The 24,225-nt window shown below is 60.5% G+C and carries 23 protein-coding genes; 8 read left to right on the top strand and 15 right to left on the bottom strand.

Annotation, left to right across the window (positions count from 1 at the left end):
* Positions 1-53 precede the first annotated feature (53 nt).
* The 4 genes from sutA to glnK form a co-directional block, all read right to left on the bottom strand.
* On the bottom strand, positions 54-380 hold the full coding sequence (gene sutA, locus AC3WMV_RS19400) for a dormancy-specific transcriptional regulator SutA (protein WP_103368162.1): 327 nt from the start codon (positions 378-380) through the stop codon (positions 54-56).
* A 102-nt stretch (positions 381-482) separates the two neighbouring features.
* A complete protein-coding gene (locus tag AC3WMV_RS19395; RefSeq protein ID WP_003229414.1) occupies positions 483-908 on the bottom strand; it encodes a secondary thiamine-phosphate synthase enzyme YjbQ in 426 nt (141 codons plus the stop codon).
* Between the two features lie 215 nt (positions 909-1,123).
* Positions 1,124-2,461 carry an ammonium transporter gene (locus AC3WMV_RS19390; RefSeq protein ID WP_027610437.1) on the bottom strand — a complete coding sequence of 446 codons (1,338 nt, stop codon included), beginning with the start codon at positions 2,459-2,461 and terminating at the stop codon, positions 1,124-1,126.
* Positions 2,462-2,497: 36 nt separating this feature from the next.
* Entirely contained in the window at positions 2,498-2,836 is a 339-nt protein-coding gene (gene glnK / locus AC3WMV_RS19385; protein WP_002555808.1) for a P-II family nitrogen regulator, read from the bottom strand.
* A 413-nt stretch (positions 2,837-3,249) separates the two neighbouring features.
* Here glnK and AC3WMV_RS19380 point away from each other — a divergent pair, with 413 nt between their 5' ends.
* Positions 3,250-3,510 (top strand): accessory factor UbiK family protein, encoded by a 261-nt coding sequence (locus AC3WMV_RS19380; RefSeq protein WP_007920416.1) that lies wholly within the window; start codon positions 3,250-3,252, stop codon positions 3,508-3,510.
* Between the two features lie 210 nt (positions 3,511-3,720).
* On the opposite strand, the gene AC3WMV_RS19375 is transcribed toward AC3WMV_RS19380, so the two are convergent.
* Positions 3,721-3,990 carry a HigA family addiction module antitoxin gene (locus AC3WMV_RS19375; protein ID WP_103368161.1) on the bottom strand — a complete coding sequence of 90 codons (270 nt, stop codon included), beginning with the start codon at positions 3,988-3,990 and terminating at the stop codon, positions 3,721-3,723.
* Positions 3,991-4,225: 235 nt separating this feature from the next.
* On the opposite strand from AC3WMV_RS19375, the gene AC3WMV_RS19370 reads away from it, so the two are divergent.
* The 3 genes from AC3WMV_RS19370 to AC3WMV_RS19360 all read left to right on the top strand — a co-directional run bounded on the left by AC3WMV_RS19370 (position 4,226) and on the right by AC3WMV_RS19360 (position 6,548).
* Complete coding sequence (locus tag AC3WMV_RS19370; RefSeq protein ID WP_310650479.1) at positions 4,226-4,678, top strand: N-acetyltransferase; 453 nt, start codon at positions 4,226-4,228, stop codon at positions 4,676-4,678.
* Between the two features lie 34 nt (positions 4,679-4,712).
* A complete protein-coding gene (locus tag AC3WMV_RS19365; protein ID WP_171057229.1) occupies positions 4,713-4,883 on the top strand; it encodes a hypothetical protein in 171 nt (56 codons plus the stop codon).
* A 171-nt stretch (positions 4,884-5,054) separates the two neighbouring features.
* Positions 5,055-6,548, top strand: coding sequence for a YifB family Mg chelatase-like AAA ATPase (locus tag AC3WMV_RS19360; protein WP_098966244.1), 1,494 nt, complete (start codon positions 5,055-5,057; stop codon positions 6,546-6,548).
* Here the strand turns inward: AC3WMV_RS19360 and AC3WMV_RS19355 are convergent.
* The 3 genes from AC3WMV_RS19355 to AC3WMV_RS19345 form a co-directional block, all read right to left on the bottom strand.
* Positions 6,545-7,759 carry an aldose 1-epimerase family protein gene (locus AC3WMV_RS19355; RefSeq protein WP_103368159.1) on the bottom strand — a complete coding sequence of 405 codons (1,215 nt, stop codon included), beginning with the start codon at positions 7,757-7,759 and terminating at the stop codon, positions 6,545-6,547. The two genes, AC3WMV_RS19360 and AC3WMV_RS19355, sit on opposite strands and share 4 nt — an antisense overlap.
* A gap of 219 nt (positions 7,760-7,978) precedes the next feature.
* The gene (locus AC3WMV_RS19350) at positions 7,979-9,955 is read right to left on the bottom strand and encodes a methyl-accepting chemotaxis protein (protein ID WP_103368158.1); all 1,977 of its coding nucleotides are present in this window, start codon (positions 9,953-9,955) and stop codon (positions 7,979-7,981) included.
* Between the two features lie 181 nt (positions 9,956-10,136).
* A complete protein-coding gene (locus AC3WMV_RS19345) occupies positions 10,137-11,057 on the bottom strand; it encodes a LysR substrate-binding domain-containing protein (RefSeq protein WP_095137678.1) in 921 nt (306 codons plus the stop codon).
* A gap of 159 nt (positions 11,058-11,216) precedes the next feature.
* Between AC3WMV_RS19345 and AC3WMV_RS19340 the strand changes: the two genes are divergently transcribed.
* The gene (locus AC3WMV_RS19340) at positions 11,217-12,611 is read left to right on the top strand and encodes a NorM family multidrug efflux MATE transporter (protein WP_103368210.1); all 1,395 of its coding nucleotides are present in this window, start codon (positions 11,217-11,219) and stop codon (positions 12,609-12,611) included.
* 126 nt (positions 12,612-12,737) lie between these two features.
* Here AC3WMV_RS19340 and AC3WMV_RS19335 read toward each other — a convergent pair whose 3' ends face one another.
* Positions 12,738-14,411, bottom strand: coding sequence for a putative bifunctional diguanylate cyclase/phosphodiesterase (locus AC3WMV_RS19335; RefSeq protein ID WP_097089513.1), 1,674 nt, complete (start codon positions 14,409-14,411; stop codon positions 12,738-12,740).
* A gap of 254 nt (positions 14,412-14,665) precedes the next feature.
* Between AC3WMV_RS19335 and rep the strand changes: the two genes are divergently transcribed.
* Both rep and AC3WMV_RS19325 read left to right on the top strand, forming a co-directional pair.
* Positions 14,666-16,675, top strand: coding sequence for a DNA helicase Rep (rep, locus tag AC3WMV_RS19330; RefSeq protein WP_027610430.1), 2,010 nt, complete (start codon positions 14,666-14,668; stop codon positions 16,673-16,675).
* Positions 16,676-16,730: 55 nt separating this feature from the next.
* A complete protein-coding gene (locus AC3WMV_RS19325; protein ID WP_007962388.1) occupies positions 16,731-17,303 on the top strand; it encodes a xanthine phosphoribosyltransferase in 573 nt (190 codons plus the stop codon).
* Between the two features lie 129 nt (positions 17,304-17,432).
* Here AC3WMV_RS19325 and AC3WMV_RS19320 read toward each other — a convergent pair whose 3' ends face one another.
* From AC3WMV_RS19320 to dadA, 6 genes are all read right to left on the bottom strand, one after another.
* Positions 17,433-19,355 carry an acetyl-CoA hydrolase/transferase C-terminal domain-containing protein gene (locus AC3WMV_RS19320; protein ID WP_103368157.1) on the bottom strand — a complete coding sequence of 641 codons (1,923 nt, stop codon included), beginning with the start codon at positions 19,353-19,355 and terminating at the stop codon, positions 17,433-17,435.
* A gap of 135 nt (positions 19,356-19,490) precedes the next feature.
* Positions 19,491-19,907, bottom strand: a complete 417-nt coding sequence (locus AC3WMV_RS19315; RefSeq protein WP_041071964.1) for a c-type cytochrome — start codon at positions 19,905-19,907, stop codon at positions 19,491-19,493.
* A 182-nt stretch (positions 19,908-20,089) separates the two neighbouring features.
* A complete protein-coding gene (locus AC3WMV_RS19310) occupies positions 20,090-20,638 on the bottom strand; it encodes a cupin domain-containing protein (RefSeq protein ID WP_007920393.1) in 549 nt (182 codons plus the stop codon).
* 88 nt (positions 20,639-20,726) lie between these two features.
* Complete coding sequence (gene alr, locus AC3WMV_RS19305; protein WP_103368156.1) at positions 20,727-21,800, bottom strand: alanine racemase; 1,074 nt, start codon at positions 21,798-21,800, stop codon at positions 20,727-20,729.
* Positions 21,801-21,894: 94 nt separating this feature from the next.
* On the bottom strand, positions 21,895-22,248 hold the full coding sequence (locus AC3WMV_RS19300; RefSeq protein WP_103368155.1) for a RidA family protein: 354 nt from the start codon (positions 22,246-22,248) through the stop codon (positions 21,895-21,897).
* Positions 22,220-23,524 (bottom strand): D-amino acid dehydrogenase, encoded by a 1,305-nt coding sequence (dadA, locus tag AC3WMV_RS19295; RefSeq protein WP_007962383.1) that lies wholly within the window; start codon positions 23,522-23,524, stop codon positions 22,220-22,222. The genes AC3WMV_RS19300 and dadA overlap by 29 nt, the downstream gene beginning before the upstream one ends.
* 156 nt (positions 23,525-23,680) lie before the next feature.
* Between dadA and AC3WMV_RS19290 the strand changes: the two genes are divergently transcribed.
* Positions 23,681-24,169, top strand: coding sequence for an Lrp/AsnC ligand binding domain-containing protein (locus AC3WMV_RS19290; RefSeq protein ID WP_003177284.1), 489 nt, complete (start codon positions 23,681-23,683; stop codon positions 24,167-24,169).
* Positions 24,170-24,225: the final 56 nt, after the last annotated feature.

Raw genomic sequence — 24,225 nt, 5'->3', positions numbered from 1 at the left:
CATGAAAAAGCCCGCAGCGACGGCGGGCTTTTTCAGCAAGCAGGTAGCACGCCTCAGATAGGGCGGCTGCCGTACTTGTTGTCCGGCTTCTTGGGCGGATCGGCGACCACGTTGGCCTCCACTTCCTGCACCTTGCCGCCGCGCGCAAGGAATTCTTCCATGGCCTTGGCCAGGGCGTCGCGCTCCTTGTTCTTGGCTTCGATGCTCGGCAACTCGTCGACCGACACCGCAGCCTTGGCTTTGCCTTTGGCAGCCGGGGCCGGCGTTTCATCACCGCCATCGTCTTCAGCAACGTCTTCCGCTGCTGCTTCCAGACCGTCCTCGGCCTCGTCTTCGTCGCCTACTTCGAGGTCGTCGTTTTCCAGATCATCGTCGCTCATGTTCTACCTCATGACTTGCGAAAAGCAGATTAGTTATAGACCAGCTTTGGCGACTGTCGAAAGCCGCCGGAAAAAAATCGGTAACCATTGGTGACCAACGGTTTACGCCCCTTCACCGTGCAGGGTGGCGAGGACTTTACGGGCACCGCCATGATCACGGTGCTCGCCCAGATAAACACCTTGCCAGGTGCCCAGTGCCAGTCGCCCTGCCGAAACCGGCAGACTGATCTGACAGCCAAGTACGCTGGCCTTGAAGTGCGCCGGGAGGTCGTCCAGGCCTTCGTCGTTATGCTCATAGCCGTCTGTTCCTTGTGGGATCAGACGATTGAAAAATCGTTCGAAGTCGCGACGGACCGCCGGATCGGCGTTCTCGTTGATGGTCAACGACGCCGAGGTGTGCTGCAGCCACAAATGCAACAGACCGACCCGGCACGCCTTGAGTTCAGGCAGGCCGGCGAGTAACTCGTCCGTTACCAGATGAAAGCCCCGGGGCCGTGCCCGCAGGGTTATCAGAGTCTGTTGCCACATACAGTTCTCCGCACGTTCGGGGCGCATTCTAGCGCGCTCTGGGAAAAAACAAAGGCCCTAATATTCCTGCAATGATGTAAGCGATTGGCCGCAGAAAAATGCCCGCCGTAAACACGACCAAAGCCGTACGAAAAATCCTTTCAGCCTTCCTTTCAATGACAAATTCCAGACAAAAAAATGCCCGGCGAACCGGGCAAGTTTTTTAATGCGCGTACTTACAGGTTGTAGCCGCGTTCGTTGTGTTGTGCCAGATCGAGACCCACCGACTCTTCTTCCTCGGTCACACGCAGACCCATCACGGCGTCCAGGACCTTGAGGATGATGAAGGTGACGATTGCGGTGTAGATCACCGTGAAGCCGACACCTTTGCACTGAATCCACACTTGAGCGGCGATGTCGGTGACGGTGCCGAAGCCACCCAGCGACGGTGCAGCGAACACACCGGTGAGGATCGCACCGAGGATACCGCCGATACCGTGTACGCCGAACGCGTCCAGAGAGTCGTCATAGCCGAGTTTGCGTTTCAGCGTGGTGGCGCAGAAGAAGCACACCACACCTGCCGCCAGACCGATCACCAGTGCACCCATCGGGCCCACAGTGCCGGCCGCCGGAGTGATTGCCACCAGACCGGCAACCACACCCGAAGCAATGCCCAGTGCGCTTGGTTTGCCGTGAGTGATCCACTCCGCGAACATCCAGCCCAGAGCCGCTGCAGCGGTTGCAATCTGAGTGACCAGCATCGCCATGCCGGCGGTGCCGTTGGCGGCTGCGGCCGAACCGGCGTTGAAGCCGAACCAGCCAACCCACAACATCGCTGCACCCATCAGGGTGTAACCGAGGTTGTGCGGTGCCATCGGGGTGGTCGGGAAACCTTTGCGCTTGCCCAATACCAGGCAGGCAATCAGACCGGCCACACCGGCGTTGATGTGCACCACGGTGCCGCCCGCGAAGTCGAGTACGCCCCAGTCCCACATCAGGCCGCCGTTACCGGACCAGACCATGTGCGCAATCGGTGCGTAGACGAGGGTGAACCAGATGCCCATGAAAATCAGCATCGCGGAGAATTTCATCCGCTCGGCGAACGCACCGACAATCAGCGCCGGGGTGATGATCGCGAAGGTCATCTGGAAGGTGATGAACACCGCCTCGGGGAACAGCGCCGCAGGGCCGGTAAGGCTCGAAGGCGTGACACCGGCGAGGAACGCCTTGCCCATGCCGCCGAAGAACGAGTTGAAGTTGACGACGCCCTGCTCCATGCCGGTGGTGTCGAACGCAATGCTGTAGCCATAAATGACCCACAGGATGCTGATCAGACCGGTAATGGCGAAGCACTGCATCATCACGGAAAGAATGTTTTTCGAGCGAACCATGCCGCCGTAAAACAGCGCCAGTCCCGGGATGGTCATGAACAGCACGAGGGCTGTCGAGGTGAGCATCCAGGCGGTGTCGCCGGAATTGAGGACCGGGGCCGCCACTTCGTCTGCCGCCATTGCAAGGCCGGGCATTACGATGGACAACAGGGCTCCTAGCCCTGCGAATTTACGCAGAGTCATATTGTTTTCTCCTGGGGCGTTGGGGTTTGTGGCGGCTTAAATCGCGTCGGTATCGGTTTCGCCGGTACGGATGCGGATCGCCTGTTCCAGATTGACCACGAAGATCTTGCCGTCACCGATCTTGCCGGTGTTGGCCGCTTTGGTTATCGCCTCGATAACCCGATCCAGATCCTTGTCGTCGATGGCCACGTCGATTTTCACCTTGGGCAGAAAATCGACCACATACTCCGCGCCGCGATACAGCTCGGTGTGACCCTTCTGCCGGCCGAAGCCTTTGACTTCAGTAACGGTAATGCCCTGCACGCCGATTTCGGACAGCGACTCGCGCACGTCGTCCAACTTGAACGGCTTGATGATGGCAGTGACTAGCTTCATGAAACTCTCTCCCGAATTGGTGGACTTGCCCCAGGAAAACAAACCCGACTCAAGTCTAAGCGCAGTGCCTGGCTTTGTAACGCATCGTCGGCCTTACCTGCCCGACTGACGCCAGCTAACCGCTGCCGGCGAAACTCCCCGTCCCGCCTGCCGCACTGCATTCGTCACAGCGACTGCATCAGTGCATGGGTCACTACCGACTAAGCAGAAAGCTTGCCATCTCGCCAAATTCCTCTGATTTCAAGCCCTTGGCCGCTGCCACAGGCGCCCGCGCAAAAAAGCCCCGACGGTTACGCACAACAACGGTGCGTTGCCGTCCGTCCGCCTGCGCGAAAAGCGTGCATCCGCACCTGCGTCAATGACTATAGACACTGCGTGATACACTGCCCGCCACTGTTTACAGGACACATTCCATGCTCGCGCCAAAAGACTTCCTCGACGCCCTGAGCGGCACCGCCTCCCGCCTGTTCAGCGGCGACACCCCGCTGCCGAAAGCCGAAATCGAAAGCCAGTTCAAGATGCTGCTGCAGAGTGCGTTCAGCAAACTGGATCTGGTGAGCCGGGAAGAGTTTGACAGTCAGATGGTTGTATTGGCGCGTACCCGTGCTCGCCTCGAAAGCCTTGAGGCCAAAGTCGCCGAGATGGAAGCCAAGCTGACGCCGCCGGCTGAATAATCCGCTCCCCCTGTAGGAGCTGCCGAAGGCTGCGATCTTTTGATCTTCAGCCTTTCAATCCTCTCGGCAACGTCCTACAACCTGCACCACCGCCGTCCGATTGCGCCGAAAAGCTCAAGTTTCTAAGCTCACCCCGATGCTGAATGTTCAGCAACGGGTTTGGCGACCTGGACAGCTTAAGGCGCACGACAACCATGATGGCGGCTACATTTACCGCCACATCGTTTCATGGCGGTTGTGCGTGGGAGACCTTCGGGTCTGCCGGGTTCCTTTTGCTCCGGTTCGCCAACCCGCGTACCTGATCTGAGCTCTGCGTAAATCGTAAGTCGATTGAAGATTCATCCAGAACTCAGGCGTGGTTTTGAGGTGGATCGCCAGCCTGATTGCCAGATCGGCGCAGATCCTGAGCTGGCATTTCACAAGCTTCTCGATCTCGGTTTCAGGCCCTTTCGTGGGCATGGCCAGGTCCATGACAGTCATGCCCAACGGTTCCAGCAAGCTATCGAAACCGTTTCGCCGGCGTCCTACAACTATCAGGGCATGACCCTACAAAAATCAGCTCCTACGCCTGATTACTTAAGCATCAATGCCTTCGATATCGTCTACAGCTTGATCCCGACAGAACAAGACGATGCGAAGAAAAGGAAAAGGTACCGAGCTTCGAAATCAGACACTCAAATCTGAATCCCGCAAACTCGCACATCAAACTATGTCCATGGACCCAGAAGCCCTGGCAGCTGGAGTTGATCCTCTATCACTCAGGATCGATCCGATTACTCCATTAGCAATCAACGCATATCACCAGTGGAGCGGCCCAATTGGATTTCCTTGGGAAGCTGTTCTGGACTGGAAGACCAAAGATGCAAAAGGACTGGACTTGGCGTTCTGGTTCGAAGAAGAACTGTGCGGATTGTGCTACGCAACGCCGCGAAGAAGCACGATCTGCATGAAAATCGTCCTTTTGCAGGGACACACCTGCAAGACAAATACCTTGCGGGGCTGGATCGCTCCGATGGCATTGCTGACAACAGAGTTCTACGCCCGGAAGCTGGGGTGTACGCAAATCGAAGTACAAGAGCCAGACTCAGGCGCCATCCCTTACTATCAAACGCTGGGATTTTATTTTGATACAACCGGTCGCCTTGTCTTTCCATTGGACGACCAATAAGATCGAATCAAGCATCCCGGCACGTGAGGTGTTTATGAAGCAGAAGAAGCAGAAAACCCAACCGGCACGGGTGTCCAAACCGGGTACCGAGGCACTCGGATTGCCGGACAGAGTTTCAGCCAGTCAGCGGCATTTTCTGAAAGTGGCCGCGACCTATGGCAAGGAAATGGAGCCCGATGGCTGGCTCGCCGGTGGTGGAACCTGAGTACCGCAAAAATGGCCGCCTGACAGGCGGTTTTTTTATGCCTGAGGATTAGTGCCTTCAGAAACATCAAGTGAAAGTTGGACCTTAAAACTGTCCGACCAACGCCCTCTCCCCAGACTACCCTTAAAAAACCCGCAGGAAGCGGCTCCCGATTCAGCTCAAGGAACGACCATGTCCCTCTCCATCGTCCACAGTCGCGCCCAGGTTGGCGTGGATGCTCCCGCTGTCACCGTCGAAGTCCATCTCGCCAACGGTCTGCCCTCGCTGACCATGGTCGGCCTGCCTGAAGCGGCGGTAAAGGAGAGCAAGGATCGCGTGCGCAGCGCGATCATCAATTCCGGGCTGCAGTTTCCGGCGCGGCGGATCACCTTGAATCTCGCGCCGGCGGACTTGCCCAAGGACGGCGGGCGCTTTGATCTGGCGATTGCCCTGGGGATTCTGTCGGCGAGTGTGCAGGTGCCGTGTCTGACGCTGGATGAGGTGGAATGCCTTGGTGAACTGGCGTTGTCCGGCGCTGTGCGGCCGGTACGCGGGGTGTTGCCGGCGGCGCTGGCGGCGCGCAAGGCCGGGCGGGCACTGGTGGTGCCGCGGGCGAATGCCGAGGAAGCGTGCCTTGCTTCGGGTTTGAAGGTGTTTGCGGTGGATCATCTGCTGGAAGCAGTGGCGCATTTCAACGGGCACACGCCGGTCGAGCCTTATGTATCGGACGGGCTGATCCATGCGGCGAAACCTTATCCCGACCTCAATGAAGTGCAAGGACAGATGGCCGCGAAACGGGCGCTGCTGATTGCAGCGGCGGGCGCACACAACCTGTTGTTCAGTGGGCCGCCGGGGACCGGCAAGACCTTGTTGGCAAGTCGCTTGCCGGGGCTGCTGCCGCCACTCTCAGAATGCGAGGCGCTGGAAGTGGCGGCGATTCAATCGGTCGCCAGCGGCGTGCCACTGACCCATTGGCCGCAGCGACCATTCCGTCAACCGCACCATTCTGCATCGGGACCGGCGCTGGTCGGTGGCAGCTCGAAACCGCAACCCGGCGAAATCACCCTCGCCCACCACGGCGTACTGTTTCTCGACGAGCTTCCGGAATTTGATCGCAAGGTGCTGGAGGTGCTGCGCGAGCCGCTGGAATCCGGGCATATCGTGATTGCCCGAGCCAAGGATCGCGTACGCTTTCCCGCGCGTTTCCAGTTGGTGGCGGCAATGAATCCTTGCCCCTGTGGATATCTTGGCGAGCCGAGCGGCAAGTGCTCTTGTACACCGGACATGGTGCAGCGCTACCGCAACAAGCTATCGGGGCCGTTGCTGGATCGGATCGATCTGCACCTGACGGTGGCGCGGGAAGCGACGGCGTTGAATCCGGCAGTGAAGCCAGGCGAGGACAGCGCCAGTGCGGCAGCCGTGGTGGCCGAGGCACGCGAACGCCAGCAAAAGCGTCAGCGTTGTGCCAATGCGTTCCTCGATCTGCCAGGCCTGAAGCGGCACTGCCAATTATCTACAGCCGATGAGAAATGGCTGGAGTCAGCCTGCGAACGGCTGACCTTGTCACTGCGCTCAGCCCATCGTTTGCTCAAGGTCGCCAGAACCCTGGCAGACCTTGAGCAAGTCGATGCAATCAGCCGTGAGCATCTGGCCGAAGCGCTGCAATACCGCCCGGCGACGCCTTAATGCTCGGTCAGATCCACCAGCGGCGCCTGTCGCACTTCGGTTTCACGCCCGGCCTGGATTTCGCTCACGCGCTTCAGCGCGTTATCCACAGCGCCTTTGTCTGCCAGCAGGCTGTAGCTGATCTGAAACTGTTGGCTGGCCTTTGGCGCAATGGTCGGCACCAGATTCAGCGGACGCTGATAGCGGCGGTTGTAGGAAAAGCTGGTGCCTGGCTCAAGGCCCGTGACATAGCCCTGCCCTTGGGTGTCGGTGTTTTTCCACAGGGAAAACACTGGCAGCTGTTGAGTATTGAAGCCAACAGAGACACCGAGGCTGCCAGCCTTGTTGTGCAAAACAGTCAGGGTTTCGCCTTTGGCGTCGGCGTAGGGCACGACGTTATAGACGGTTTCATCGTAGTCCTTGGTTGGACCGCGATAAATCTGCCAGTCCGCCAACTCGGCTTTGGCCTTGTCGTTGAATGGCGAGACCTGTTTCACCGGCGCCGCGAACCGCGCGCCCTGCTCAAGGAACGGTGTACTGAAGTTACTGTGATACAGCGCCTGGTATTCCTTCGGATAATCACCGTTGTTGGTCAGCGTATCGTTGAGGGCAAAGCGCACGCTGCCCGGCTCGGTGACCAGCTCAGTGACGACCGAGAAGTCGACTTTCTTGAACGCCTGTTCCTTCAGTTCACCGCGCAGACTGATGGCGTAGGGTGGTTTTTCATCGATGTGCAGCGTGACAGTGCTGGCCGGAATGTTCGCGGCGCGGCCGTGCAGGGTCAGCAACTCGCCATTGTCCATACCGGGATGGCCGACCCATTGGTAACCGCAGCGGGTCACCAACTCATTGAAGCCTTCCAGCCAGCCCAGGCCACCGCGTCCATTGAGTTCGATGAAGGCCGGGTTGACCACTTCCTTGACCGGCGAATCCCAACCCATGCGCACGTTGCCGACAGACGCCTGCAGGACATTCATGCCACGGGTCGGCACCACCGAGAGTTTCATCGTGCCGTTATCGATATCGACGATGCTGACACCTTCCTGTCGCCCGCCGTGCAAGGTTCGCAGACTCACGGAGAAAGGCTTGTCGGTTTTCACCCCGAGCTGCTCACTGGTAATGCTCCAGTTTTGCGCGGGCTTGTTGGTATCGAGGAGTACGTAATCCCAGGCCATGGCGTGGGAAGCAGCAGAGAGTGCGCCGAATGCAACGGCGAGTTTGAACGGGGTCATGGCAGCAGCCTTTATTGGAGTTGTGCCATTTTTATAGCGCTGCGGAAACGTTTCAGCAAGAAAAGATGAGAGACATATAGGATGATTTGCCATGGATCGGCGGCGTTGCATTCGCGAGCAGGCTCGCTCCCACAGAGTATTCGGGTGCTCAAACGATTTATGAGCTACCCCGGAAACTGTGGGAGCGAGCCTGCTCGCGAAAGCGATATCAAGGCTGTATTAACGGAAGCGATCAACCTCGGAACGCAAATCCGCCGCCAGCTTTTCAAGCTCTTTGGCGGTGACCGCAAGGTTCGACACCACCTCACGCTGCTCACTGTTGGCCAGCGCAATGCTCTGCAGGTTACTGCTGAGCAAAGTAGCCGTGCTGCTCTGCTCCTGGGTCGCGGTGGTAATCGCGGCGAACTGCTGCCCTGCCGAACGGCTCTGCTCATCGATCCGCGCCAGTGCCGACGCCACGTTGGCGTTGCGCGACAGGCCTTCCTGCATCAGCAGGTTGCCCTGCTCCATGGTGCTGATGGCATTGCCGGTTTCCTGCTGGATGCTGTGAATCATCCCGGAGATTTCATCGGTGGCCTGACGGGTGCGCGACGCCAGGTTACGCACCTCATCGGCGACCACGGCAAAACCACGGCCCTGTTCACCGGCACGGGCCGCTTCAATGGCCGCGTTGAGCGCCAGCAGGTTGGTCTGTTCGGCAATCGAGGTGATCACACTGACAATGCCGCCGATTTCCTGGGAACGCTGGCCAAGGGTGTTGATCACGGTAGCCGTGGTGTTCAACGCGCCAGCGATTTGCTCCAGCGAGGAAGACGCTTCGTCCATGGAAGTACGACCGATCTGCGTCTGCTGAGCGTTTTCCTGGGCCAAACGCTGGGTGGCACCCATGTTGTCGGCAATGTTCAGCGAGGTGGCGCTGAACTCTTCAACTGCGCCGGCCATGCTGGTGATTTCGCCGGACTGCTGTTCCATGCCTTCGTAGGCACCGCCGGACAAACCGGACAGTGCCTGGGCGCGGCTGTTGACCTCTTCCGAGGAGCGGCGGATGTGTTCGACCATCGTCGACAGCGCCTGGCTCATCTGGTTGAACGCACGGGACAACTGTCCGATCTCGTCGTTGCTCGACACGTTCAGGCGCACGCTCAGATCACCGGCACCCAGCGCTTCGGCCTGACGCACCAGATCACTCAGCGGCGCCAGTTTGCTGCGCAGCAACCACACCACCGAACCCACCGCCAGCAGCATGGCCAGCAGACTGCCGATAGCCAGTTGCGTGCCGACGCTCCAGGTCACCGCGCGAATTTCGGCTTTAGGCATGCTCGCCACAACCGCCCACGGACCACCGTCGAATGGCACGGAAACGCTGTAAAAATCTTCGTTCTTGTCGCTCCAGAACTGCCCCTTGCCCGGGGTTTTGGCCAGGCCGCCGATCACCGTGACCGCCTGATCCAGTGCCTGGACACCCGCCGGCGCCACCAGCCATTTGTTCTGCTCATCCAGCAGCGCCAGCGAACCGGTCTGGCCGATGCGGAAGCGCTTGAGGTTGTCGAACTGGGCGTTCTGCGCGTCGGTGTAGTCAAAACCAACGAACAACACCGCAATCACCTTGCCGCTGCTGTCGCGCACCGGGGTGTATTGGGTCATGTAGGAGCGATCAAACAGCAACGCGCGGCCGACGTAGCCTTGCCCGGCCATCAACTTCGCATAAGCCGGGTGCGCATGATCGAGCAAAGTGCCGATGGCGCGCGTGCCGTCCTGTTTGGTCAGCGAGGTGCTGACCCGCACGAAGTCTTCGCCGCTGCGTACGAACAACGTGGCAACCCCAGCGGTCATTTGCTTGAACTCGTCGACTTCCTTGAAGTTGTTGTTCAGCACTTCGCTGCCCAGGTGCAGACCAGGAGTCTGGGTACCGGCCACCGCCACCGGTGCATCCGGGTGAATGCTCAGACCGGCGCTGAAGCGCTTCTCGAACAGCCCGCTCAGGCGCTGGGTGCTTTCACGCAGCGTGCCGTGGAAGGTGCTCAACTGGTCGGCCAGCAGCCGCGCTTCACTGGCGAGGTGTTCTTCACGGGTGGCGAGGTTGGCGGTATCCAGCGAACGCAGAGCAAAGACAGTACTGCCGCTGATGACAATCGCCAGTATCACGGCGAGCGCGAGGCCCAGCTGCGAGGCGATCCGAGCGCGAGGTTGAGACATGGACAGCTCCTGGCCGAACTTGCCGATCCTCCTTGATCGCAGCTCGGATAATTTTCTAATGGGGGTGAATCGTGGATACCTGCACGACGGTTCCACATGCACGTATTCGGCGGTAAAGCCGAATACTTGAGCGACCAGCAGGGTTATGGCACAAGGCCGGCATTGTGGCGGCTCTAACGTTTCAGCTCAAGCGTGTTACATCCGGCAGCGCCATGGCCCGCACTTCGCCTTGCAGGAAGTCGCTGAGACGGCGCAAACGTTCACCTCCGGGACGGGTTTTCGGCCACACCAGGTAGTAATTCAGACCGCTGGCGACGGCAGTCGGCCACGGCAGGCTCAGTCTTCCTTGCGCCACATCCTCGGCGACCATCAGCAAATCGCCCATCGATACCCCGTAACCACGGGCCGCGGCAATCATGCCCAGCTCCAGGGTATCGAACACCTGTCCGCCCTTGAGCGAAACCTGATCGGACAGCCCCATGTGTTCCAGCCAACTGCGCCAGTCGCGCCGGTCCGGGGTCGGGTGCAGCAACTCGGTGGAGGCCAACCGCGTCACATCCCAGGGCTGATCGTTCAGCAGGTTCGGCGCGCCGACAGGAATCAATTCCTCGGGAAACAGCAGGCTGGCCTCCCAGTCCGGCGGGAAGTGCCCATCGCTCAGCAGCACCGCGCAGTCGAAGGGCTCGTTGTTGAAGTCCACCGAATCCACGTCCATCCAGGCACTGGTCAGTTGCACTTCGTTGCCGGGCTGTAGGTGACGAAAACGGCTGAGCCGGGCCAGCAGCCAGCGCATGGTCAGGGTCGACGGCGCTTTCATGCGCAGAATGTCGTCTTCGGCGCGCAAGGTGTTGCAGGCGCGCTCCAGGGCCGCAAAACCATCGCGAATCCCCGGCAACAGCAGCCGCGCCGACTCGGTGAGTTGCAGGTTGCGTCCGCTGCGGTGAAACAGCTTGCAGGCAAAGTGTTCCTCCAGCGTCTTGATGTGCCGGCTGACTGCACTCTGGGTGATCGACAATTCCTCGGCCGCCCGGGTGAACGAGCTGTGCCGCGCCGCCGCTTCGAATGCGCGCAGGGCATACAAGGGAGGAAGACGACGGGACATACACAAAGCTCCTTTGGCGGCATCCGGCCACCCCGGCGAGGTTTACTCATGATGAGTTTTAATCATGCCACCCATCCTTTTTATCCTTTTGTGCAAACACTGCCAAGCGCCGAAAATCGACGGTCTCTTGTTCCCTCTGATTGATGGGTGGTGATGACCATGCAGCATCCTGTGCGTACCGAACTCTGGGCCATCCTGCGGCTGGCGGGGCCGTTGATCGCCTCACAGTTGGCGCACATGTTGATGGTGCTGACCGACACCCTGATGATGGCGCGCCTCAGCCCCGAAGCCCTGGCCGGCGGCGGACTGGGGGCAGCGAGTTATTCATTCGTGTCGATTTTCTGCATCGGTGTGATTGCAGCGGTCGGCACGCTGGTGGCGATCCGTCAGGGTGCCGGCGACATCATCGGCGCGGCACGCCTGACCCAGGCCGGGTTGTGGCTAGCGTGGCTGATGGCGCTGGGCGCCGGGTTGCTGCTGTGGAATCTGAAGCCGGTCTTGCTGCTGTTCGGCCAGACCGAAACCAACGTCAACGCCGCTGGACAATTTTTGATCGCTCTGCCCTTCGCCCTGCCCGGCTACCTGAGCTTCATGGCCCTGCGCGGCTTCACCAGTGCGATCGGCCGGGCGACCCCGGTGATGGTCATCAGCCTCGGCGGCACCGTGGCCAACTTCCTGCTCAATTACGCACTGATCACCGGCATGTTCGGCCTGCCGAAACTGGGGTTGACCGGCATCGGTCTGGTCACGGCAATCGTTGCCAACTGCATGGCGCTGGCCCTCGCCTGGCACATTCGCCGGCACCCGGCCTACGACGCCTACCAATTGCGCGCCGGCCTGTCACGACCAAATCGTCAGTACCTGAAAGAACTGTGGCGCCTCGGCCTGCCGATTGGCGGCACCTACGCGGTGGAAGTCGGACTGTTTGCCTTCGCGGCGCTGTGCATGGGCACCATGGGCAGCACGCAACTCGGCGCACACCAGATCGCCCTGCAGATCGTTTCGGTGGCGTTCATGGTACCGGCGGGGATGTCCTACGCGATCACCATGCGCGTCGGCCAGCACTACGGCGCCGCGCAACTGAGCGACGCGCGGATGTCCGGCCGGGTCGGCATCGTTTTCGGTGCAGTGGTGATGCTGGGTTTCGCCATGGTGTTCTGGCTGTTGCCGAATCAGTTGGTCGGGTTGTTCCTTGATCACAACGATCCGGCCTTTGCCGAAGTGATTCGTCTGGCGGTGAGCCTGTTGGCCGTGGCAGCGTGGTTCGAGCTGTTTGACGGCACGCAGACCATCGCCATGGGCTGCATCCGTGGGCTCAAGGATGCGAAAACCACGTTTCTGGTCGGCCTCGCTTGTTATTGGTTGATTGGCGCACCGGCGGCGTGGTGGATGGCGTTCCATTTGAACTGGGGGCCGACTGGCGTCTGGTGGGGTCTGGCGCTGGGCCTGGCCTGCGCGGCAGTGAGCCTGACCCTGGCGTTTGAATGGAAGATGAAGCGGATGATTCAGCGCGAACCGCAATCTCGGGGCTTCAACATCCCTCAACCTGAGTGAGTTTCACCTTGTGGGAGCGAGCCTGCTCGCGAATGCGATCGGTCAGTCAAATTATCTTTGCTGACACACCGCTTTCGCGAGCAAGCCCGCTCCCACAGGGATTCATGCCTAACCCGGAGATTGCGTTCAACTGACGATTTCGAGGGCTGGCTGCTGGCTAGAGCCGAAGGTCAGGTACTCCACCAGCTCGGCCAACGGCAACGGCCGGCTGATCAGATAACCCTGCACCTGATCACAGCCAAACCCGCGCAATAACTCCAGTTGTTCAGGCGTTTCCACCCCTTCCGCCACCACTTCCAGATGCAGGTTGTGCGCAAGGTTGATCATCGCGTGCACCAGTTTGCGATTCTCTTCGCGCTGCTCCATGCCGCCGACAAAGCTTTTGTCGATCTTCAGCAAGGTGATCGGCAGGCTGTTGAGGTGCACGAATGACGAGAACCCGGTGCCGAAGTCATCCAGCGAGAAACGCACGCCGAGGCGGCCGAGGGCGTCCATGGTCTGTTTGACCAGATCGCTGCGGCGCATGACGGCGGTTTCGGTGAGCTCAAACTCCAGCCACTGCGCCTCGACCCCGCGCTCGGCAATCAGCCGGCTGAGCGTCGGCAGCAACTGGCTGTCCTGAAACTGGCGGAACGACAGGTTGATCGCCATGTGCAGCGCCGGCAGCCCGCGCTCGCGCAGTGCCTGCATGTCGCGCAACGCGCGGGAAATCACCCAGTAGCCCAGCGGCACGATCAGACCGCTCTGCTCGGCCAGCGGCACGAATTCGCTTGGCGGTAGCAGACCGCGCTCGCCATGGCGCCAGCGCACCAGGGCTTCGAGGCCGACGATCTGCCCGTCTGCAAGATTCAGCCGTGGCTGGTAGTGCAGCTCCAGCTCATCGCGGCGCAAAGCCCGGCGCAGCTCGCTTTCGAGGTCGGCCATGCTCCGGGCGTTGCGATTGATGCGTTCGTTGAAGATATGGAAGGTGCAGCCCTGCGTGCTCTTGGCCTGCTGCATGGCAATGTGCGCGTGCCACATCAGCGGGTCGGCACCACCCTGTGCACGGGCATGGGCGATGCCCAGGCTGGAGCCGATCAACAGGCTTTCGCCATCGACCCAATACGGTTCGGCGAGGGCTTCGGTAATGCGTTCGGCCATCCACTCGGCGCGTTGCGGCGCGCGGCGGGTGTCGATCAGCAAGGCAAACTCGTCGCTGCCCAGGCGCGCCAGTTGATCCCCGGCCTCAAGCTGACTTTTCAGCCGCGCGACGACTTGCAGGATCAAGCGATCGCCGGCCTGATGACCGAGGGCGTCGTTGGCGTGACGGAAGTTGTCGAGATCGAGATGCCCGAGGGCCAGACCACGGCCGTCGTTTTCCGCCAGGCGCGCCGCGAGCAGGGTCTGGAAGCCCTGGCGGTTGGCGATGCCGGTCAGAGGATCCTGTTCGGCCAGGCGTTGCAGGGTGTTTTCGAGGACGCCGCGTTCACGCACATGGCGCAGACAACGGCGCAGCATGCCGGCGTCGAGGGCGTCGAACACCAGCCAGTCGCTGACACCAACCGGCGCGGTGACCGGCTCGTGATCCAGCAGCAACACCGTCGGCAGGCTGCAACGACCCGGGGCCGGCTGCAACGCGGGGACGGTCAACAGCACCGCGTGGCGATTGTCTTCGAACAGACTGCTGACCGACTCCCAGCTCGGTGCGCTGATCAGCACCGCCGCGCTCCCCATCGGAGCCAGACACTCGCGCAATAACGCTGTCCACGCTGGCTCTTCGGCCAGTAGCAGCAAACGCAAGGGTTCGACAGGCGTAGACAAGCTAGCTCCCTAGACTCTGCAATGATGTGGGCGGGGCATTATGCCGTTGCGATGTTCAATGACAACGATTATCAGAACGTTATTTTGTGTCACGAATGAGAACATTAGCCGCAAAATCACCGTGTATCCTCCGCGAAAGTAACAAAACCGGCAAATTTGAATCGCGTGGTACGTCACAAGTCGGACAGAGCAGCACAAATCGCTGAGCCTGTTAAAATGCCGGCCCATTTCGTCAACGACTCCCGAATTTTCGTATGTCCCGACTCAATCCCCGGCAGCAAGAAGCCGTGAACTACGTCGGCGGCCCTCTATTGGTGCTCGCCGGCGCTGGCTCCGGCAAGACCAGCGTGATTACCCGCAAGATCGCGCACCTGATCCAGAACTGTGGCATCCGCGCCCAGTACATCGTCGCCATGACCTTTACCAACAAGGCCGCGCGCGAGATGAAGGAGCGGGTCGGCACCCTGCTGCGTGCCGGCGAAGGTCGCGGCCTGACGGTCTGCACCTTCCACAACCTGGGCCTGAACATCATCCGCAAGGAGCATGCGCGGCTGGGCTACAAACCCGGTTTCTCGATCTTCGACGAGACCGACGTCAAAGCCCTGATGACCGACATCATGCAGAAGGAATACGCAGGCGACGACGGCGTCGACGAGATCAAGAACATGATCGGCGCCTGGAAAAACGACCTGATCCTGCCGGCCCAGGCGCTGGAAAACGCGCGCAATCCGAAAGAACAGACTGCCGCCATCGTCTACACCCACTACCAGCGCACGCTCAAGGCGTTCAACGCGGTGGACTTCGACGACCTGATCCTGCTGCCGGTAAAGCTCTTCGAAGAGCACGCCGACATTCTCGAAAAGTGGCAGAACAAAGTGCGTTACCTGCTGGTCGACGAATACCAGGACACCAACGCCAGCCAGTACCTGCTGGTGAAGATGCTGATCGGCAAGCGCAATCAGTTCACCGTGGTGGGCGACGACGACCAGTCGATCTACGCCTGGCGCGGCGCACGGCCGGAAAACCTGATGCTGCTCAAGGATGACTACCCGTCGCTGAAAGTGGTGATGCTCGAGCAGAACTACCGCTCCACCAGCCGCATCCTGCGCTGCGCCAACGTGCTGATCTCGAACAACCCGCACGAATTCGAAAAACAGCTGTGGAGTGAGATGGGCCACGGTGACGAGATCCGCGTGATCCGCTGCCGCAACGAGGACGCCGAAGCCGAGCGCGTGGCCATGGAAATCCTCAGCCTGCACTTGCGTACCGACCGCCCGTACAGCGATTTCGCGATCCTCTATCGCGGCAACTACCAGGCCAAGCTGATCGAACTGAAGTTGCAGCACCACCAGGTGCCGTACCGCCTGAGCGGCGGCAACAGCTTCTTTGGCCGTCAGGAAGTGAAGGACCTGATGGCCTACTTCCGCTTGATCGTGAACCCGGACGACGACAACGCCTTCCTGCGCGTGATCAACGTGCCGCGCCGGGAAATCGGCTCGACCACCCTGGAAAAACTCGGCAACTACGCCACCGAACGCAAGATCTCGATGTACGCCGCGACCGACGAAATCGGCCTGGGCGAACATCTCGACAGCCGCTTCACCGATCGCCTGTCGCGCTTCAAGCGCTTCATGGACAAGGTGCGCGAGCAGTGTGCCGGCGAAGACCCGATCTCGGCGCTGCGCAGCATGGTCATGGACATCGACTACGAGAACTGGCTGCGCACGAACAGTTCCAGCGACAAGGCTGCGGACTACCGGATGAGCAACGTCTGGTTCCTCATCGAAGCCTTGAAGAACACCCTGGAAAAAGACGAAGACGGCGAAATGACCGTCGAGGACGCCATTGGCAAACTGGTCCTGCGCGACATGCTCGAGCGTCAGCAGGAAGAAGAGGACGGCGCCGAAGGCGTGCAGATGATGACCCTGCATGCGTCCAAGGGCCTGGAATTCCCTTACGTGTTCATCATGGGCATGGAAGAGGAAATCCTCCCGCACCGCTCCAGCATCGAAGCCGACACCATCGAAGAGGAACGCCGCCTGGCCTACGTGGGCATCACCCGCGCGCGCCAGACCCTGGCGTTCACCTTCGCCGCCAAGCGCAAACAGTACGGCGAGATCATCGACTGCGCGCCAAGCCGCTTCCTCGATGAGCTGCCGCCGGACGACCTGGCGTGGGAAGGCAACGACGACACACCGACCGAAGTCAAAGCCGTGCGGGGCAATAGCGCATTGGCTGATATACGCGCGATGTTAAAGCGCTAGAATTGACCACTTTTTTAAAGCTTAGGGCGCACAAGCGCTGAACGAGGACAGCTTCATGGAAGCATTGCAGCAGAAAATCCGCGAACAAGGCATCGTGCTTTCCGACCAGGTCCTGAAAGTCGACGCCTTCCTGAACCACCAGATCGACCCGGCCCTGATGAAGCTGATCGGCGACGAATTCGCCACGCTGTTCAAGGATTCGGGCATCACCAAGATCGTCACCATCGAAGCCTCGGGCATCGCTCCGGCGATCATGACCGGTCTGAACCTCGGCGTGCCGGTGATCTTCGCCCGCAAGCAACAGTCCCTGACCCTGACCGAAAACCTGCTGTCGGCGACCGTTTACTCGTTCACCAAGAAGACCGAAAGCACCGTGGCCATCTCGCCGCGTCACCTGACCAGCAGCGACCGCGTGCTGATCATCGACGACTTCCTGGCCAACGGTAAGGCTTCGCAGGCGCTGATCTCGATCATCAAACAGGCTGGCGCCACCGTCGCCGGTCTGGGCATCGTGATCGAGAAGTCGTTCCAGGGCGGCCGTGCCGAGCTGGATTCGCAGGGCTACCGCGTTGAATCGCTGGCCCGCGTGAAATCGCTGAAGGATGGCGTCGTTACCTTCATCGAATAAGCCACACCGCATTACCCCCTGTGGGAGCGGGCTTGCTCGCGAAGGCGTCGTGTCAGTCGACATATTCTTCGACTGATACACCGCCTTCGCGAGCAAGCCCGCTCCCACAGTGATTTTTGGGGTGAGCCGTCACTGCGCGGTAGCCTTCAGGCCGGTGAGCAGCAGACGTTGGAACAGGTCTTCTTTCAGGCCTTCCGGGTTGGTCAGTTGCATACGTTCAAGGTGTTCGGGGAACGTCGAAGCCTCCGGCGCATCCAGCGCAGCCTTGCCCAGCTCCAAGATCTCGCTCAGCTTGAACTTGCTCTTCAGCCAGTTCAGCGCCCGCAGCAGATCCCGCTCGATCGCGGTGAAATCACAGCCCAGCGGATATTCCGGAAACAGGTTCGGATGCTTCGCGGCAATCGCCTGCAAGCGTTGCGGGGTGTTGTCGGCGAATCGCGGATCGAGGCGGAAATCCTTCGGCAGTTTGCCGACCTTCTGCGCCTGTTCGATCAGCCCCGGTTGAAAGCGTGAATCGCTGATGTTCAGCAACGACTCGATCACCACCGCATCGGTCTTGCCGCGCAGATCGGCGATGCCGTACTCGGTGACCACGATGTCGCGCAGGTGCCGTGGAATCGTGCAATGGCCGTACTCCCAGACGATGTTCGAGCTGACCTCGCCGCCGGACTCGCGCCAGCTGCGCAGGATCAGAATCGAGCGCGCATCGTGCAGCGCGTGACCCTGGGCGACAAAATTGTATTGCCCGCCGACACCGCTGAGCACCCGCCCGTCTTCCAATTGATCGGCCACACCCGCGCCCATCAGCGTCATGGTGAACACGGTGTTGATGAATCGCGCATCGAGACGCTGCAAGCGCTTGAGCTCTTCCTGCCCGTACAGCTCGTTGATGTAGCTGATGCGGGTCATGTTGAATTCGAGGCGTTTGCTCAGCGGCAGCTCGCGCAGGCGCTCGTAGAAACTGCGCGGGCCGAGGAAGAAGCCGCCGTGCACCGAGATGCCGTCGGTCTGCGCCGACTCATCAAGGGTGCCGGCGTTGGCCTGCTCCTGAGTGTGCACGTCGGGGTAGACCTTGCGCCGGATGATCCCGGCATCGGCCAGCACCAGCAGGCCGTTGACGAACATTTCGCTGCAGCCATACAGGCCTTTGGCGAATGGCGCGGTACCGCCCTCGCGCTCGATCAACTGTGCCCACTGACTGAGATTGATGTCGTTGAGCAAGGTTTGGTAACCAGCGTTGTCCGCCTGCCGCGCGAGCAATGCGGCCGTGAGCGCGTCGCCCATCGAACCGATGCCGATCTGCAAGGTGCCGCCGTCGCGCACCAGGGTGCTGGCGTGCAAGCCGATGAAATGATCCTGAAAACCCACCGGCATGTTCGGCGTGGAAAACAGCGTGCTGCCGTCCTTGGCGTCAATCAGCAGGTCGAAGGTGTCGATATCGACTTCAGCATCGCCGGGCATGTACGGCAGATCGGTGTGCACCTGACCGACCAGCAGAATGGTCTCCCCGGCGTCGCGGCGCTTGGTGATCATCGGCAACAGGTCGAGGGTGATGTCCGGGTTGCAGCTCAGGCTCAGGCGATCGGGATGCTCGCTGCTGCTGGCGAGCAATTGCGCCACCAGATTGAGGCCGGCGGCATTGATATCGCGGGCGGCGTGGCTGTAGTTGCTGCTGACGTAATCCTGCTGGGCCGGCGCGCTGTTGAGCAGGCTGCCGGGCTGCATGAAGAACTGTTCGATACGGATATTGGCGGGCAGGCTGTCACGCTGCAGATCGGCGAGGAAATCGAATTCGGGGTAATCACCGAAGACGCGCTCGACGAAGGGTTCAATGAAGCGCTTCTGCAGACCGTCGCCCAGCGTCGGTCGCCCCAGGCACAGCGCGGTATAGATCGTCAGTTGCCGCTCGGGCAAGTCCTTGATCCGCCGGTACAGCGCGTTGACGAAGTGATTGGGCTTGCCCAGCCCCAGCGGCATGCCCATATGGATATGTGCCGGCAGACGTGCAAGCACATCGTCCACTGCCTGTTCGATCGAACACAACTGCACCATCTGAAGCCTCCTGCCCGTTCCGTGAATAGGGGTAGACCGAGCTTGCCTCGACTTTGCTGCAAAGGACAGCGAAAGCCGTGAATCGCAGGCACAAAAAAACCGTCCGAAGACGGTTTTTTTCGTCAGAAGCGCGGCTTATTTCAGGCCGGACATCTTCTGGATCGCGCCTTTCAACTCGTCGTCCGAGCAATCGGCGCAGGTGCCTTTTGGCGGCATGGAATTGATGCCGGTGATGGCTTTGGCGAGGATGCCGTCGAGGCCGCCCTGGTGATCGGCGCGGTCTTTCCAGGCGGCGGTGTCACCGATTTTCGGTGCGCCCAGCAGACCCGTACCGTGACAAGCGTTGCAATGTTTTGCAATCACTTCATCCGGCGTCTTCGCCCCACCACCGCCGCCAGCGGAGGCAGCGACTTCCATCCCTTTGCATTCCTGCCCCTGAACGCACACCTGGCCGACCGGCTCGAGGCGCTTGGCAATGTCGTCATTCGTCGCAGCTTGAGCGCTGACAGCCCAGAGGGCCAGTACGGTTGCTGGTGCGGCCAGCATTTTCATAATTAGGTTCACGCGTTCACCCTCAATGGTGGCTATTCACGCCTGCGGCCACGGTTCGCAGGCGGGCGCAAGTATAGCGGGTAGCCCGCCACACTGAAACAACCCCATAGTCGAAGGGGTTATACCGCGCTGTGGAAAAACTCATCGGATGCCTTCACCGTCATGGCCTGGCACCTCTGTCTTTAAAAATTCGCCGGCGTGGCTGCGCTGATTAGTCGCGCGGGCGCGTCGAACGGATTACGGAAACGGTGCGGCTTGGTACTTTCAAAATAGTAGCTGTCGCCGGCTTCGAGAATAAAAGTTTCCAGACCCACCACCAGTTCCAGACGCCCTTCCACCAGAATCCCGGTTTCTTCGCCTTCATGGGTGAGCATTTCTTCGCCGGTATCGGCGCCGGGTGGGTAGATTTCGTTGAGGAATGCGATGGCCCGGCTCGGGTGCGCGCGGCCGACCAGTTTCATGGTCACCGCGCCGTCGGAGATGTCGATCAGCTCGTTGGCCTTGTAGACGATCTGGGTCGGGACTTCCTGCAGGATTTCTTCGGAAAAGAACTCGACCATGGACATGGGAATCCCGCCCAGTACCTTCCTCAGCGAACTGATCGAAGGGCTGACGCTGTTCTTTTCGATCATCGAAATGGTGCTGTTGGTGACGCCCGCGCGTTTGGCGAGTTCACGCTGGGAAAGCCCTTTGAGCTTGCGGATCGATTGCAGTCGTTCACCGACGTCCAAGGCGTGAGCCTCCTGATGTTGTAAGAATATTGAGCGTTATCATGGCGACAGCGTTCAGTATTTACAACACTTGGCCCCCGCAGCGGCGTCAACCCTCGGAATAGAGCCTTGGCACGCGACGCAGGTTGCAGAAGATCTGATACGGAATGGTGTCCGCCCACTGCGCCACTTCGCTGGCGAGGATGTTCTTGCCCCACAGCTCGACGGTCGAACCGAGGTCGGCTTCCGGCACATCAGTGAGGTCGATGCAGAGCATGTCCATCGATACGCGGCCAAGCAGGCGGCTGCGTTTGCCGGCCACCAGCACCGGCGTGCCGGTCGGGGCATGACGCGGGTAGCCATCGGCATAGCCCATGGCAACCACGCCGATGCGCATCGGCTTGTCGGTGATGAATTTGGCGCCGTAGCCGATCGGCTCGCCGGCGGGCAGTTCACGCACGCAGATGACTTTCGATTCGAGGGTCATCACTGGCTGCAGACGCTCGGCCACGGCGTTGGCTTCTTCGAACGGCGTGGCGCCGTAGAGCATGATGCCCGGGCGTACCCAGTCGCTGTGAATCTGCGGCCAACCAAGTACAGCCGGCGAGTTGCGCAGGCTGATTTCGGCGGCGAGGCCCTGACGCGCCGCTTCGAACACCGCGACCTGATCAGCACTGCTCTGCTCATGCAGTTCATCCGCACGAGCGAAGTGGCTCATCAGCACGATCTTCGCCACTTTGCCGCTGGCCAGCAGACGCTGATAGGCCGCCGCGTAATCCTTCGGATGCAGGCCGACGCGGTGCATGCCGGAATCGAGCTTGAGCCACACGGTGATCGGTTTGCTCAGTGCCGCCTGCTCGATCGCTTCGAGCTGCCACAGCGAGTGCACCACGGTCCAGAAATCATGCTCGACGATCAGCGCCAGCTCATCGGCTTCGAAGATGCCTTCGAGCAACAACACCGGGGCCTTGATGCCGGCCGCGCGCAGCTCCAGCGCTTCTTCGATGCAGGCAACGGCAAACCCGTCGGCCTCGGCTTCCAGCGCCTGGGCGCAACGCACCGCACCGTGACCGTAGGCATCAGCCTTGATCACAGCCAGCGCCTTGGCGCCGGTGACTTCGCGGGCAATTCGGTAGTTGTGGCGCAGGGCTTCTAGGTCAATCAGGGCACGGGCAGGACGCATGGCGGCAGACTTCTAGGCGGTCATGGAAATAAAAACCGGCGCCGACTGACGACGTGAACCGCCAACAGCACCGGGAGAGGGATCTTTGAATCGGTTACGGCAACGCGGCGACGATGGAGATCTCGACCAGGATGCTCGGCTTGGCCATCTTCGCTTCGACGGTGGCCCGGGCCGGCGCGGCGCCCTTGGGCAGCCACTGATCCCACACCGAGTTCATTCCGGCAAAGTGCGCCTCGATGTCATTCAGGTAGATCGTCGCCGACAGCAGATGCTGCTTGTCAGTCCCGGCCAGATCGAGCAGGCGCTCGATATTGGCGAGCACCTCACGAGTCTGCTGCTCAACCCCGGCGTTGAAGTTGTCGCCGACCTGCCCGGCCAGATACACGGTGCCGTTGTGGGTGACGATCTGACTCATGCGCTCATTGGTGAGCTGGCGCTGGATTGCCATGTTTTGCGGACTCCTGAGGCTTGTTGCCGTAACGGGAAATATCGAGGCCTTCGGCGCTGATCTGCGGCTTTTTCTTCGCCATCAGATCGGCCAGCAAACGACCGGAACCGCACGCCATGGTCCAACCCAGGGTGCCGTGACCGGTGTTGAGGAACAGGTTCTTGAACGGCGTGGCGCCCACGATCGGCGTGCCGTCCGGGGTGGTCGGACGCAGACCGGTCCAGAAGCTCGCCTCGGCCAGATTGCCGCCCTGAGGATAAAGGTCGTTGACGATCATCTCCAGAGTTTCGCGCCGACGCGGGTTCAGCGACAGGTCAAAACCGGCGATTTCCGCCATGCCGCCGACGCGGATGCGGTTATCGAAACGGGTGATCGCGACCTTGTAGGTCTCGTCGAGAATGGTCGAGGTCGGGGCCATGGCCGGGTTGGTGATCGGCACGGTCAGCGAGTAACCCTTGAGCGGATACACCGGCGCCTTGATGCCCAGCGGCTTGAGCAATTGCGGCGAGTAGCTGCCGAGGGCCAGCACGTAGCGGTCGGCGGTTTCCAGCTTGCCGTCGATCCATACACCGTTGATGCGGTCACCGGCGTAGTCGAGGCGCTGGATGTCCTGGCCGAAGCGGAACTCCACACCGAGTTTCACGGCCATTTCCGCCAGACGCGTGGTGAACATCTGGCAGTCGCCGGTCTGGTCGTTCGGCAGACGCAGAGCACCGGCGAGGATGTCGGTGACATTGGCCAGTGCCGGCTCGACACGGGCAATGCCGGCGCGGTCGAGGACTTCAAACGGTACGCCGGATTCTTTCAGCACGGCGATGTCTTTGGCGGCGCCATCGAGCTGCGCCTGAGTGCGGAACAGTTGGGTGGTACCGAGGCTGCGGCCTTCGTAGGCGATGCCGGTTTCGGCGCGCAGTTCATCGAGGCAGTCGCGACTGTACTCGGACAGACGCACCATGCGCTCCTTGTTCACCGCGTAACGGCTGGCGGTGCAGTTGCGCAGCATCTGCGCCATCCACAGGTACTGGTCGATGTCGGCAGTGGCTTTGATCGCCAAAGGCGCGTGGCGCTGCAGCAACCACTTGATGGCCTTGAGTGGTACACCCGGCGCGGCCCATGGCGAGGCATAACCCGGCGACACTTGGCCGGCGTTGGCGAAACTGGTCTCCATGGCCACGGCTGGCTGCCGGTCGACCACCACCACTTCAAACCCGGCACGGGCCAGATAGTAAGCACTGGCGGTACCGATGACGCCGCTACCCAAGACCATTACGCGCATTTTTGTATCCCTCATCGCGGCGGGGCCGCGTACGTCTGTTGTTAGAGCAATGATGCGCGCAGTGTAAAAAAGAATGGCCAGTGCATTTCACTATATAAGCGCCTATATTTGGCGACAATTCTCGGCAAAAACCCTTTTCACGGAGGCGCATCCCCTATGCGTACCAACACTCAGACCAAACGTGAGCTGGACAAGATCGACCGCAACATTTTGCGGATCCTGCAGGCGGACGGGCGCATATCGTTTACCGAACTCGGGGAGAAGGTTGGTCTGTCCACCACGCCGTGTACCGAGCGGGTGCGGCGACTGGAGCGCGAAGGGATCATCATGGGCTACAACGCCCGCCTGAATCCGCAGCACTTGAAGGGTAGCCTGCTGGTGTTCGTGGAGATCAGCCTCGACTACAAATCCGGCGACACCTTCGAAGAGTTCCGCCGCGCGGTGCTGAAACTGCCGCACGTGCTGGAATGCCATTTGGTGTCAGGGGATTTCGACTATCTGGTGAAGGCGCGGATTTCCGAGATGGCCTCGTACCGCAAGCTGCTCGGCGACATTCTGTTGAAGCTTCCTCATGTGCGTGAGTCCAAAAGCTATATCGTGATGGAAGAGGTGAAAGAGAGCCTGAGCCTTCCCATTCCAGACTGAGATTTGTGCTGCCTGATCCGGCCCAATCGCTGGCAAGCCAGCTCCCACAGGTTCAG

Source organism: Pseudomonas sp. FW305-3-2-15-E-TSA4, assembly GCF_058787295.1.
The sequence above is the reverse complement of the archived record's forward strand: the minus strand, read 5'-3'. Positions and strand labels throughout refer to the sequence as shown.

Coding starts and splice junctions, on each gene's coding strand:
- AC3WMV_RS19365 (WP_171057229.1), top strand. CDS start 4,713: ATGAAGCAGAAGAAGCAGAAAACCCAACCGGCACGGGTGTCCAAACCG.
- glnK (WP_002555808.1), bottom strand. CDS start 2,836: ATGAAGCTAGTCACTGCCATCATCAAGCCGTTCAAGTTGGACGACGTG.
- AC3WMV_RS19300 (WP_103368155.1), bottom strand. CDS start 22,248: ATGGCAATCCAGCGCCAGCTCACCAATGAGCGCATGAGTCAGATCGTC.
- AC3WMV_RS19395 (WP_003229414.1), bottom strand. CDS start 908: ATGTGGCAACAGACTCTGATAACCCTGCGGGCACGGCCCCGGGGCTTT.
- AC3WMV_RS19340 (WP_103368210.1), top strand. CDS start 11,217: ATGCAGCATCCTGTGCGTACCGAACTCTGGGCCATCCTGCGGCTGGCG.
- AC3WMV_RS19380 (WP_007920416.1), top strand. CDS start 3,250: ATGCTCGCGCCAAAAGACTTCCTCGACGCCCTGAGCGGCACCGCCTCC.
- AC3WMV_RS19390 (WP_027610437.1), bottom strand. CDS start 2,461: ATGACTCTGCGTAAATTCGCAGGGCTAGGAGCCCTGTTGTCCATCGTA.
- rep (WP_027610430.1), top strand. CDS start 14,666: ATGTCCCGACTCAATCCCCGGCAGCAAGAAGCCGTGAACTACGTCGGC.
- AC3WMV_RS19345 (WP_095137678.1), bottom strand. CDS start 11,057: ATGTCCCGTCGTCTTCCTCCCTTGTATGCCCTGCGCGCATTCGAAGCG.
- AC3WMV_RS19360 (WP_098966244.1), top strand. CDS start 5,055: ATGTCCCTCTCCATCGTCCACAGTCGCGCCCAGGTTGGCGTGGATGCT.
- dadA (WP_007962383.1), bottom strand. CDS start 23,524: ATGCGCGTAATGGTCTTGGGTAGCGGCGTCATCGGTACCGCCAGTGCT.
- AC3WMV_RS19370 (WP_310650479.1), top strand. CDS start 4,226: ATGGACCCAGAAGCCCTGGCAGCTGGAGTTGATCCTCTATCACTCAGG.
- AC3WMV_RS19320 (WP_103368157.1), bottom strand. CDS start 19,355: ATGGTGCAGTTGTGTTCGATCGAACAGGCAGTGGACGATGTGCTTGCA.
- AC3WMV_RS19290 (WP_003177284.1), top strand. CDS start 23,681: ATGCGTACCAACACTCAGACCAAACGTGAGCTGGACAAGATCGACCGC.
- alr (WP_103368156.1), bottom strand. CDS start 21,800: ATGCGTCCTGCCCGTGCCCTGATTGACCTAGAAGCCCTGCGCCACAAC.
- sutA (WP_103368162.1), bottom strand. CDS start 380: ATGAGCGACGATGATCTGGAAAACGACGACCTCGAAGTAGGCGACGAA.
- AC3WMV_RS19325 (WP_007962388.1), top strand. CDS start 16,731: ATGGAAGCATTGCAGCAGAAAATCCGCGAACAAGGCATCGTGCTTTCC.
- AC3WMV_RS19315 (WP_041071964.1), bottom strand. CDS start 19,907: ATGAAAATGCTGGCCGCACCAGCAACCGTACTGGCCCTCTGGGCTGTC.
- AC3WMV_RS19375 (WP_103368161.1), bottom strand. CDS start 3,990: ATGACTGTCATGGACCTGGCCATGCCCACGAAAGGGCCTGAAACCGAG.
- AC3WMV_RS19355 (WP_103368159.1), bottom strand. CDS start 7,759: ATGACCCCGTTCAAACTCGCCGTTGCATTCGGCGCACTCTCTGCTGCT.
- AC3WMV_RS19350 (WP_103368158.1), bottom strand. CDS start 9,955: ATGTCTCAACCTCGCGCTCGGATCGCCTCGCAGCTGGGCCTCGCGCTC.